Origin of the sequence: Ruegeria sp. HKCCA5426, from assembly GCF_013034585.1 — a bacterium.
Classification (GTDB): Bacteria; Pseudomonadota; Alphaproteobacteria; order Rhodobacterales; family Rhodobacteraceae; genus Ruegeria.
This window is the reverse complement of record NZ_WQGH01000006.1, coordinates 131599-143622: the sequence shown is the minus strand read 5'-3', so window position 1 is coordinate 143622 and position 12024 is coordinate 131599. Positions and strand designations below refer to the sequence as shown.

The 12024-nt window shown below is 56.3% G+C and carries 10 protein-coding genes; 4 read left to right on the top strand and 6 right to left on the bottom strand.

The genetic code is table 11. The features are described from left to right. Positions 1-205: 205 nt before the first annotated feature. Complete coding sequence (locus GOV87_RS12200; protein ID WP_171211865.1) at positions 206-1246, bottom strand: hypothetical protein; 1041 nt, start codon at positions 1244-1246, stop codon at positions 206-208. 173 nt (positions 1247-1419) lie between these two features. On the opposite strand from GOV87_RS12200, the gene GOV87_RS12195 reads away from it, so the two are divergent. The 4 genes from GOV87_RS12195 to GOV87_RS12180 all read left to right on the top strand — a co-directional run bounded on the left by GOV87_RS12195 (position 1420) and on the right by GOV87_RS12180 (position 6245). Then, entirely contained in the window at positions 1420-2019 is a 600-nt protein-coding gene (locus GOV87_RS12195; protein ID WP_171211864.1) for a PepSY domain-containing protein, read from the top strand. 38 nt (positions 2020-2057) lie between these two features. Further along, entirely contained in the window at positions 2058-2717 is a 660-nt protein-coding gene (locus tag GOV87_RS12190) for a response regulator transcription factor (RefSeq protein ID WP_171123494.1), read from the top strand. After that, entirely contained in the window at positions 2714-4066 is a 1353-nt protein-coding gene (locus GOV87_RS12185) for an ATP-binding protein (protein ID WP_171211956.1), read from the top strand. Before GOV87_RS12190 ends, GOV87_RS12185 begins: the two co-directional genes overlap by 4 nt. Positions 4067-4466: 400 nt before the next feature. Beyond that, positions 4467-6245, top strand: a complete 1779-nt coding sequence (locus GOV87_RS12180) for a Tad domain-containing protein (protein WP_171211955.1) — start codon at positions 4467-4469, stop codon at positions 6243-6245. Positions 6246-6263: 18 nt separating this feature from the next. Here the strand turns inward: GOV87_RS12180 and GOV87_RS12175 are convergent, their stop codons facing one another. The 5 genes from GOV87_RS12175 to GOV87_RS12155 are packed head-to-tail and all read right to left on the bottom strand — an operon-like array spanning position 6264 to position 12015. Further along, a complete protein-coding gene (locus GOV87_RS12175; protein WP_171211954.1) occupies positions 6264-7274 on the bottom strand; it encodes an Ldh family oxidoreductase in 1011 nt (336 codons plus the stop codon). Between the two features lie 10 nt (positions 7275-7284). After that, entirely contained in the window at positions 7285-7914 is a 630-nt protein-coding gene (locus tag GOV87_RS12170) for a DUF3726 domain-containing protein (RefSeq protein WP_171211953.1), read from the bottom strand. Beyond that, the gene (locus GOV87_RS12165; protein WP_171211952.1) at positions 7911-9596 is read right to left on the bottom strand and encodes a hypothetical protein; all 1686 of its coding nucleotides are present in this window, start codon (positions 9594-9596) and stop codon (positions 7911-7913) included. The genes GOV87_RS12170 and GOV87_RS12165 overlap by 4 nt, the downstream gene beginning before the upstream one ends. Continuing rightward, positions 9593-10570 carry a membrane dipeptidase gene (locus tag GOV87_RS12160; RefSeq protein WP_171211951.1) on the bottom strand — a complete coding sequence of 326 codons (978 nt, stop codon included), beginning with the start codon at positions 10568-10570 and terminating at the stop codon, positions 9593-9595. The genes GOV87_RS12165 and GOV87_RS12160 overlap by 4 nt, the downstream gene beginning before the upstream one ends. Then, entirely contained in the window at positions 10570-12015 is a 1446-nt protein-coding gene (locus GOV87_RS12155; protein ID WP_171211950.1) for an aldehyde dehydrogenase family protein, read from the bottom strand. Before GOV87_RS12155 ends, GOV87_RS12160 begins: the two co-directional genes overlap by 1 nt. Between the last annotated feature and the right edge of the window lie 9 nt (positions 12016-12024).

Here is a 12024-nt window from a genome sequence, read left to right as displayed (position 1 = left end):
GTCAGCAAAGTGAAAGCCCGCCCCTATTTGGGGCGGGCTTTCTTCGCTTCTAGAGTAAGTAATATGCGCGCTTCGATAAAATGAAGACGCTTCCAGTAAAAATTCTTGTTCGGGTATCCGGGCCAGCCTGAGTTCATGTAGGTGGATGTATAGGCTGGCCCGGCACTCGTTGCCTCCGTGAGTATTTGGGCAAGGAGTTCAGAATTTATTCGAGGCCAAGCATGACCTTGACCGTTGCCTCCACTTCGTCGGTTACAGGCTTGTTAGCAGCGTTCTCTAGTGCTTCACGTTCTAGCTCAGGTTGTGCTTCAACTTGCTCAGTCAAATCATCGACCTCTTCTACCGCGTCCTCGTATTCATTGGCCGCCTGAAGCTCATCGTTAAGGTCCTGAGCCTCCTCAATTGACTCGTCCAATTCACCTTGTGCGGTTTCCAACTGTCCCAGCAACTCGTCGCTTGGATCGTCGGTTTCGTCCACTTGCTTCTGGAGGTCATCAACGATGTTCTTGTTTTCTTGTACCTCGGAAAGAGCGGTTTCCAGATCATCTTCGATCTTTTCGATGGAGCGATCCGGAACCTCGAGGCCGTCCAGGAAATCTTGGGCTTCCTGCAGGTCTTCGCGCAGTTCCTCGCCTGCAAGAACCGTATCACGGTACGCAGCTATCCGCCCCACGCGCGAGTTTGGTGAGGCGTTCAGCAACGCGGTTTCGCTTGCATTCGCGGCGTTTAGCGCGCCCAGCTCCGATGGGTGGGCTGCCAACAGAGCGGCGGCCTTATTCCCGGTCGTGCGGGCGGTTGGGCGAATAGAATGGGTTACTTCTACATTTTTGGCAGGTTTCGACTGTGTCGAAGTGGTTTTGCGGCCAGCTTTCGTTGTTTTGTTGCCTTCAAAGAAGCTCTTTAGGGAAAAGCCTTTGCCTGTTCCTGACTTAGAGCCGGAGCCATTCGTCTTGGCGAAACCTCGGCCGGAAAGGCCAAACCCCTTGCCCTTATTCGCCCCGGCTGCACCTTGGCCCTTGCGACCATTCTCGGAGCTGGCACCTTTACTGCCGCTTTTCCCTTTGTCGCCCCCATTACCGCCGCCGTTACCATTACCGCCGCCGTTACCGTTGCCGCCACCATTGCCCTTGCCCTCTTTAGCGATGGCGGCATCTGGAACGGAAATCACACCCACGATTGCAACAGACCCCATAAGAGCAATTGCGATTGATGTGGCTTTCAGAAGGCGGGCGGTTTTGGTTCTCATTTTGAGCTCTCGTGCAAATCTCTTTTCAAAAACGTAGTCAATCGTAACAGAATCACCTGATGCTCTCATTTGAACTGATGTAGGCTGAACACAGGCGAAACCGATTGTTAATCAGCGGTTCACTTTGTTTTTTTTAGGCTTTACGCTCTCGAGCGCGATTTTGAGTGACGTCGATGATGAAGCATATTGCGATAGTGGTCTGTGCTTCTCTTCTCCTTGTAGGAGAGGGGGATGCTGCGCCACGCGAGCTTAAGCATTCTGAACTGCGTAAAGTCACTAGATCAGGTGGTGCAATTCGTCTGAAAAACGTAATCAAAGGTGTCGAGAAAATATTCGGCGGAACCCCGGTTGATGCTCGGGCATTTCAAGCCGACGGGGTCTATTACCGTATTTTGGTCAAAAAGCCGAATGGTAGCATTATCAGTGTGATAGTGGACGCAAAGACCGGGGTAGTGGTGCCGAACAAGTCCCGCGTGGGCCAACAAATAAAAGAAGCGGCGCGATCCAATCTTGGTAACTCGGCAACCGCGAAAGCCCAGGCCAACTTGAATGGATTTTCAGGAAATCGCGGTGTTGGCAACCGTGGTGGAAACGGAAATAGCGGCGGGAACGGCAACGGCAATAGCGGCGGGAATAGTGGCAACAGCGGTGGTGGCGGAAACGGAAACAGTGGCGGTGGCAACGGTGGTGGAAACAGCGGTGGCAACGGTGGTGGTAACGGCGGCGGCGGCAATGGTGGCGGAAACGGAAACAGTGGTGGCGGAAGAAGATAATTGATGAACAATTGCGACTATACCTGTAACTTTTTCGCATGAGAGTATTACTGGCAGAAGATGAGCCGCACCTGTGCGCTCAGATAAAGAAGCTCCTGAATGCTGAAGGGCGCGTGGTTGATATAGCCCGCACCGGAATGGAAGCCCTTCACTTGGGGTCAACTGAACCTTACGACGTCATCATCCTGGACGTTGGCCTTCCAGAGCGGGACGGTATTTCGGTTCTGCGCGAATGGCGCGACGAAGGCGTTAAGACCCCCGTTTTGATCCTGACCGCCCGAGACGGCTGGAGTGATCGCGTTGATGGTTTGGACGCCGGCGCGGATGACTATATGGTCAAACCGTTCCACATGCCGGAATTGGCCGCGCGAATACGTGCAATTCTGCGTCGTCAAAGTGGGCAACTTAATCCCCTGATCGAAATGGGTGATGTGGTTCTGGATCCAAAGAACGGTCGCGTGACCGTCAAAGGGGTCCCTGTTGAATTGACCGCTCAGGAAATTGCGGTCCTTGGCTATCTTTGTCACAACCGTGGTCGCCTGATTTCCAGAATGGAGCTCTCGGAACATATCTATGAATATGACGGGGATCGGGATTCAAACACGATTGCCGTTTTCATTACGCGCTTGCGCAAAAAGCTGGGGTCCGACCTGATCAAAACGGTCCGGGGCCGAGGTTACATGATCGACAGCGAATGATGTTTTCACTTCGTGAGCGGGCGTTGTTGGGGGGGGTTCTATCCGGTGCCGTGTCCGTCGGAGTGAGCACTCTGGCCGTGTTTTCCTATATCAACGCAAGAGTGTCGGACCAGTTTGATACCGCTCTTCGCGACCGCCATACTCAACTTGTGGTTGGTCTGAGCGTGACGACCGAAAATCCCGATGCATTGCGCGATCTGATGTTTGATCCGGCCTATAGCACGCCGTATTCAGGTCGGTACTGGCAAGTGACGGGAAGCGACGGTGAAACCTATACTTCGTCTTCTTTGTTTGACGAAACATTGGCCGAACCCGAGGCCGCGTCAGAGGAACCAGCCCTGTGGAATACGGCAGGTCCGGACGGTGAGGCTGTTCGGAGTATTTATCAGGAAATCTCATACGAAGACGGAACAGTCTGGGGGGTCAGCGTCGCTGAAAGCCGCGCGCAACTTTTTGAAGAAAGGCGCGCAGCGCAGCGCAGCCTGTTGCCAGCCTTTGCGCTGCTTGGGCTGATTGGCGTTGCGGGTTCACTGCTGCTGGTGTCGGTCATTATGGGTCCTTTGCAAAAGCTAAGGAACGACGTGGCCCATCGTTGGGACACCGATGAAGGATTGAAGCCGGAAGACTATCCCGAGGAAGTGTCGCCGCTTGTGGAGGAGCTCAAACAGTTGTCGCGCCGAAATCGCGATATTGTCGCGGGTTCCAGAAGACAGTCTGCGGATCTTGCCCATGCTTTGAAAACACCCACGGCCATTTTGCGCAACGAATTGATTAACATTTCCGAAAGTGGGTCCGAAACGGAAATTGCCGAAGAAGCCTTGGATAGAATTGACGCGCAGCTCAGCCGCTCACTGGCAAGAATGCGGGCCATGAACACGGCGGAACTGAGTCATTTGCAGACGGACCTGTCGAACTCGATCGACCGGCTTGCGCGTTTGTTTTCGTCTATGGCGGAAAGAGAAGGCAAAACATTCGAGGTTACCCGCCCTTCGGGGCTGTGGGTGCGTATGGACCCGCAGGATATTGAAGAGGTTTTGGGCAATCTCATGGATAACGCCCTGAAGTGGTGCCAGTCCACGGTGCGCGTGTCGGCGAAATCAAAATCTAAGACCATCGAAATCTGCATAGAAGACGACGGACCGGGAATAACCGAAGAAGATCGGCGCGAAGCTTTGCGATCCGGGGGGCGGTTGGATACTTCGGTGACAGGCAGTGGCTTAGGACTGGCGATCGCGGTCGATTTGCTTAATGCTTATGGCGCGAAGCTAGACTTGGGAAGATCCAAGAAGCTTGGAGGGTTGGAGTGCCGCGTGATCGTTTATTCCGGAAGCGGAAAGGCCGTGTTCTGAATGAATTTCCATTTCGATAAATAGCCTGGAATTACAGTAACAAGATAAAATCTATTGCACTTGGCTGGCAACGAATTTGTTCAGGAAAGCCAGTGGGTTTTGCTCTGACTGGCTGACATCTATTTGTCGTCAATAATGATTAGTCCGGCTAAAATGTGCTGGAAACAGAAATGTCTTGGTGCTGCATTTCGAATGGCGAGAGAAATTGAATTTCTCAGATATTTTTCACGATTACAGAGCGAGTTTTGCAATTCAGTGTGTTCATTTAAGGTAAAAAATCCGTTCATCTTTGATTAATGAGCGGTTAATTTCGGGTAGCCTAAATGCCAATTGGGCGACTTCTTGACGGCAAATTCATCCCGCATCTTGTCAAAAATATCTTGATGTAGTGGAGAGCGAAATGTCGTCAGGACGTGTCTGGGGGTCTTCGAAATCGCAACGTTTTTTGTTGCCTAAGGAACAAGCAAAATCTTTTGCGACCCAAGAAGATGGTGGGTTAACTATTTTTGCGGTGTTCCTGTTTCTCGCCATCTTTGCTTTGACGGGCATTGCAGTGGACGTCATGAATTATGAGCGCGACCGCGCCAATCTTCAGTGGACACTTGATAATGCCGTGCTGTCGGCCGCCAGCCTTGAGCAAAAGCTGGACCCGGCAGAAGTTGTGCAAGCCCATTTGGACGTGCGCGGGTTGGGAGAGTACCAAAACAGCATCAGTGTTCAGGATGACTATTTGGATCGTACTGTTACCGCCAGTTTGTCGAAAAGGTTTTCTACGAACTTCATGCAATTCAGCGGTGTGGAATCGCTGCCGATGAACGTATCATCTGCGGCTAATGAAGCTGCCCCGCATACCGAAATTTCGCTGGTTATCGACATTTCGGGTAGTATGGGAAGCAACAACCGCATGGAGTTGATGCAGGCAGCGGCCAAGGCTTTCATCACAAAAAGCCTGAGCAGGAACGAGGACCCAAGCACTGGTCAAAAATCTGATAAACAAACTTCGATCAATGTGGTTCCGTTCGCAGGTCAAACCAACCCGGGCGCCACAATGTTTGAATACTTGGGTGGCGAGCGTTTTGGGACAACGACCGAAGAAGACCACTTCCAGGAATGGGAGCAGGACGTGTCGAACGTCGTCTTCTGGTTCGACACAGATAGTCCGAGTGATGGTGTTGCGGATTTTTCAGCGAAAATTGAAGGGTATCCGGGTAACGATGTTGAACTTTTCAACAAAGATGACGTGGATACCTACCATCACTACGTGAAGGATTTCATCATCACCAAAACTGCGGCCCTGCCGGAAACTGCTACGATGCTCGGGGCATCCATCAAAGGCGGTAAACAGACTACGCAGTACTTCAGCCTTGATCATACGGTTACGACTGACGGGTCTACCAAATTCAATCAGGTGGATTTGGAGTATCAATTCGACGAGTTCTACTCCTACGTTTCGACCATTCCAAACAATGTGTCGTCCTGTCTTGAGATGGAATACTCGGACTTCATGACCTCGCAGCTCCCGTCGGCGTCGAATGTTCAGGTGCCTTATTTCGTGAACTGGGACTATGATGAGACCACTCAGAACTGGGGTTGGTGCCCTGATGATGAGATGAGCATCAAGTACGCTCAGAACGATGAGCTTCTGCTGAACAACTTCATCGACAATCTGCGCCTGTTTGACGGTACCGGAACCAACTACAGCCTGAAATACGCGCTGGCATTGCTGGACCCGTCGTCACGTGACGCCTTCGCGCATCTCAGCGCAGCAGGTGAAATTCCGGCAGAGTTCGCGAACCGCCCGCTGAACTGGGATCATGAGGACACCTCGAAATACATCGTGATCATGACGGACGGCCGCACAAGCCCGCAGGTTCGCCCCACCGACCAGATGGAAGAGGAAAACGGTCTGACGGAACTGATATCCCGCCCGTCGGAAGACACGACCATTACGTCTTCGCAGACGACGAACCTGCAACTGTTCAAGCAGCAGTGCGAATTGGCCAAAGCGAACAACGTGATTATCTATGCCGTTGCTTTCGAAACGTCCGATCAGGCAGCCGCCGAAATCAAAGCGTGCGCCTCATCGCCGTCCCATTACTACGAAGTAACGGGTGATGAGATCATCGACTCGTTCGTATCCATCGCAGGTTCGATCCAGAAACTGAGACTCATCCAGTGAGGTCAGAGTAAAGGTCGGTTACCGGAGAATTGCTTCGATCTTGCCCAGTGTGGTGACGTTGACAGCTACTCCGGTTTCCTGCGCAGCAATGCGTTTGGCGCACCTCCCGTCCCCGGGCAGGTGCGCCCCGTCTTGTGAACGAATATCCGAGCCAAGCTCGGCGATACTTGATGCAAATGCGCCGTCGGACGTGGCCGACGGGTCGACGGCAATAAAGAATTGCCCGGTTTTGGGCGGCCCTCCGGCCGTTCCGGAAAAGGGTGACGCGTTCAGGCCCAAGGTCGCTCCTGTCAAAGCGGCCGCCATAATTTCGGTAAGCAACGCGACGCCCACACCCTTGTAGCCCCCCGAAGGCGCCATGGAGCCTTTGAGGCCGACATTCGGGTCGGTCGTGGGGTTGCCGTCAGCGTCCAGCGCCCAGCCAACGGGAATGGGCTTTCCTTCACGGGCATGTTTCATGACTTCGCTTTTGGCGATGGTGCTGGCGCTCTGGTCGATCAAAAGGGCAGGTTGGCCGTCCGTGCCGGGAGCGGCGATCGAGAAAGGATTGGTTCCAACCACGGGCTTGGAGCCGCCCGATGGCGCGATGGATGCCGGTGCATTGGTAAAGCCCAATCCGACCAAACCGGCTTGAGCCAGGCGATAGGTATGATACCCAAGGACACCGCAGTTATAGCTGTTGCGGATGGCAAGCGCCGCGATGCCCTGTTCGCGCGCGGCAGGGATCAGCGCATCAAACCCGGCGTCAATCGCCGGATGCGCAAATCCTGTGGCAGCGTCCACCGCCACCACGCCGGGTCGGGGCCGCGACAGAACCGGTTTGGCCTTTCCATCGACCTTGCCACACTGAACATGCTCACAATAGATCGGGATGTAGGCGAGGCCGTGGCTGGCGACGCCGTCTGCCTCGGTTGCGGCTGTGGCAATGGCCAGAGGGCGCGCATTGGCCTCGCTGGTACCGGCTGCAACAAGTGCGCGAAAGGCGAGGTCTTCGATTTCGGTCAGGGTCAGGGTGCGAGTTTCAACCATTTCAACCTCATCAATCGTTGTCGGACAGGCCCGCTCCGGCACCGCGTAGGCGGGATTCCTCGGTCGCGGGGGCATAGGTGCGATGGGCAAAGCCCGTCAGAGCGGACCAAGCCGCAGGATCAGGTGTTGCGCGTGAGTGCTGCCGTTGGGTCGGGGGCGCAACCTGTTCTAACCGCACAGTAACGGATTGGGCTTGATCCGGCATCGGCCCGGTCAGGTGCAGGGCAATCCCATCAGTTTGTGCCTCCGTGCCGTCGATCGTGATCGCGACGCTTTTGTTCAATATGCGTGCCACGTTGGATACGAACGGCAGCAATAGGGTCGGCGTCGTAACATTGGTCAACGTGACCGGTGCGGCCTCTAATACCAACGCGCTGTCTGAAAGCGCACAGCCAGTGGCAAGCGGACACAGCACGTCCGTTCCGGCCCAGCCTTCGCCAGAATTACAGGGCACGTGCTTTTCGGGCGAGCGCGACAGTTCTTGCTGCAGCAAAGATGCAAGCGCCGCCACGCCGTCCAACCCTTGTGCGCAAAGCCAGCGGGTCGCCTTTCCCGCCTCTTCCGCATGCCCCCAAGTGTAACCAGCGCCACGGGCGGCACGTTTGGAGGTCGCCTCAATCTCGTTTAGCGAAAAACTCATGCTGCAGGCTCCGGGTAGACCCAAGTATCCGCCGTGTCATCAGACAATTCTTCGGGATAGGGCGCGCCCGCATACATGCAGATCCGAACCCAGCGATCGGAACGCGGATCGAAATGCGTCGCGCCAAAGAACGAAAGCTTGGCACGCAACATGTCTATGGGCATGACATCGGCGCCGATCGTATTGTCGCGGATTTCTCCGTAGGGGGCGATACGTCCGATCTGCGCGCGCCGGATGGTGTGCCGATGTTCCGGGTGCTGCAACAGGAATTCGCGGATTGGGGTGTCGCCATGCCAGACTGCGAGCGCCTTGTACGCCACGGCAGCGTCCCGCGCGGGGGCCAAGGGTTGCTCGTATTCGGCGATGGGTTCCTCAAACCGTTCACCCAATCTGGGTTCCAGCTTTTCCTCGGACACATACCAGGCACGGGCGCAATTCGGCTCGGCCGTCCAATCCAGTTCAAGCGCCCATTCAAAGTTGCTCAGGATCAGTTCGCGGACCTCGGACACCGGCATCGCACCGTCGATGATTTGCGCATTCAGGTTGCTGTCGGCCATGCAACTTGCCAACCCGTCCACCAGATCGCCATAGGGCTCCAGCATCAGCGACGCGAGAAGTTCCTGACCTTCCTCGCTGAGCGCGTCCTCAGCCCATGTGATTAGCCGGTCCCACGGGGCGTCCTGCGTCAGGACATCCCCGTCCAGATGTTTCGAGATTGCCTGAATGTCTGAGGTCAACGCCGCCAGTTTCCTGATTTGGACAGGATGCTCGGATCGCCACCACGACATCGACAATGTGCTGCGGTCAAAAATGTTCTGGAACTGCGCAATTTCCGCGTCAGAGGCGCTGGGCAAGGACCGCACGCGCGAGATCGCCTCTTCGCGCACCATGATCCAGTTGTTGAACAGGATCGGATGGTTAACGATAAACGGCGCCATACCCAGCCCTGTCGAATTGCCAATGCCCAGCCAGCGGGCGATGTCGGGGTCCAGATCGGCTGTATTCTTGCCGCCTTTGACACGGGCCATGTGCTGAACTAAATCGCGGACAAATGTGCGAGTCAGGTAGACCGATAGCATTTCGGTCTGGAACGGAGCGTTAAATTCCGGGCGGCCAGCGGTTATTTCCCGGTCCGCCGCGCCGAATTTGCCAGAGCCGTACACGGCCGTCGTGCGCATCAGGTAGCCGACGTCGTAAATTTGATCGAGGTCCGGTTGCTGACCACCGGCCAGCCTGTCGACGACATGTGCCCATAGGCGCACAGAACGGTTTGCGCGCGACAGGGACAGCTCGTGCTCACTGACGCGGCCAGCCTCCTGCAAGGGGACATTCTGGGAAAGGCGTTCAATATCCTGCGCGGTCGGAACGCCGTCGAACAGAGTGAAAGTGGCATCCCAAGCTTCGGCAATCACCCGGTCAGAGCGTTTTTCGGGGGGCAGGTCATGTGCGAAGGCGACCAGTGAATAGGCATGGTCCGGGCCTTGTGCGGTATAGACGGCGTGGCCGACCCCGTTTGCGTCGATGTCAAAAGCAGGTCGGGTAAAGGTCCATTCTTCGCGCGCCATGCGTCGCGTCAACTGCCGCATAAAGCTGAGGCGGCATTGGTGCAGCGACCCCAGCCGCGACAGGCGCATGACCTGAGCGGGGTCTCTGCGGGCGATATGGCGTCCGGTTTCGTTCATTTCCCCAGTGGTCCGAAATTTTCGTCGAAGAAACGGTACCAGTTACCACCCATGATACCCGAAACCTCATCTTCGTTCATGCCAACCGCGCGCAGCCCAGCCTCGATATTTCCGAAATCGCGGTTGTCTTGAAACCAGCTGGGCATCGGCGGAAAACCGGGGGCCGAGGCCGAGCCTTCGCCATAGTCGATCTCTTTGGTCCAACGCCCCACACGCATCCATTCGACCACGCTGTCGGGCTGGTCCTGACACAGATCGGTGCCAATCCCCAGATGCTGAACGCCGAATTTGTCGGCAGTGCGGGCGATCATCTCGCAAAAGCTCTCTACTGTGCAGGCAGACTTGTCTTTCAGGTGATGAGGGTAGACCGAAAAGCCCAGCATCCCACCGTTTTCCGTCACGGCCCGGATCACCGCATCTCGCTTGTTGCGCAGCGCGGGGGCCCAGTCATGTGGGTTGGCATGAGTGATGGCGATGGGACGATCCGATATCTCGGCGGCCTCGATGGTCGAACGGTCTGCGGAATGGCTCATGTCGACCACAAGGCCCACGCGGTTCATTTCTTTGATCACCTGCTTGCCCATGCGGGTGATGCCGGTGTCTTCTGCCTCGTAACACCCGGTCGCCAGCAGGGACTGGTTGTTATAGGTTAGCTGCATGAACCGCGCGCCCAGATCGTGCAGGATTTCGACCAGACCGATATCGTCTTCGATGGGCGAGGGGTTTTGAAAGCCGAAGAATACCGCCGTCCGCCCGGTTTTCCGCGCCGTGTCGATATCGCTGGCCCAGCGGCCTTTCATGATCAGGTCGGGGAATTGCTCGAACCAGCGGTTCCACTTTTCAAAGTTCAGAACCGTTTCGCGGAAGTTTTCATGATAGGCGATGGTGACGTGGATCGCGTCCACACCGCCTTCGCGCATTTGCCGGAATATTTTTTCCGACCAGTTGGCGTATTGCAGCCCGTCGATGCGCATCAGGCCGGCGTCCCGGCGCTGATATAGGCGGTTTTGACTGTGGTATAGAATTCCGCAGCCGCCCTGCCTTGTTCGCGCGGCCCGTAAGAGCTGTCTCCGCGCCCGCCGAAGGGCACGTGATAGTCGGTTCCGGCGGTGGGCAGGTTCACGGTGACAACACCGGTACGCGCGTTGCGGCGGAAATGGGTGGCGCGGGCAAGGCTTTGGGTGACGATGCCCGAGGTCAGGCCGAAATTGGTGTCATTAACGACGCTCAGTGCCTCATCATAGCTGTCCACTTTGATAACGCTGGTCAGGGGGGCGAACATCTCTTCGCGGTTGATGCGCATGTCGTTGCTGGTGTTCAGAAACACACCCGGCGACATGTAGAACCCGTTATGAGGCATCTCCAGCCGCGTGCCGCCGCAGGCGAGTTCCGCACCCTCGGACTTGCCCAGCTCGACATAGGCGAGGTTCTCTTGCAACTGCTGCTCGCTGACGACCGGCCCCATTTGGGTGCCGCTCTCCAGCGCGTGCCCAACCTTCATCGCCTGCGCCCCCGCGACCAGTTTGTCGACAAAAGCATCATGGACCCGTGCGTGAACCACCAGACGCGACGAGGCCGTGCATTTCTGCCCGGCGCCGCCGAATGCGCCACCTAGCGCCAGTGTCACCGCCAAATCCAGATCGGCATCGTCCATCACGGCCAGCGCGTTCTTGGACCCCATCTCCATTTGTACCTTGGTCAGGTTCTGAATGGCAGCGGCGGCAATGCCCTTGCCCACAGGCACCGATCCGGTGAAAGAGATCGCGTTCACCTTGGGGCTTTCCACCAATCGTTGACCGATGCTGCGCCCTGACCCCATCACAAGGCTGAACAGACCCTTGGGGATGCCCTGACGTTCGATGATTTCGGTCAGCGCCACGGCTGAGGCCGGGGTGATGTTCGCAGGCTTCCAAACCACTGCGTTGCCATAGCACAGCGCCGGTGCGATCTTCCACGAAGCAGTCGCGGTGGGGAAGTTCCACGGGCTGATAATGGCGACAACGCCCACGGGTTCACGCCGCACGTCAATTTCAACCCCTGGGCGGACAGAGTCGGTGTTCTCGCCGATTTGGCGCAGGCACTCGGCGGCGTAGTAGGTAAAGAACTGACCGGCGCGATAAACCTCGCCCTTGCCTTCGGCCAGTGGCTTGCCCTCTTCGCGCGACAGTAGCGTGCCCAGTTCCTCAGCCCGGGACATGAGTTCGGTGCCAATGGTGTTTAGAACCGCTTGCTTGCGTTCGGGAAGGTAAGCAGCCCACTCAACCTGCGCGGCACGCGCCTGGTCCAGCGTGGCGTCCAACTGATCTGCACTGGCCTGCGCGAAAGTGCCAACCAGATCGCTCAAGTCCGATGGGTTGCGGTTCTCGATTTCGGATTCACCTGCCAGCCATTCGCCGGCAATCAGGTTCAATTTGGTCACAATGCGCCC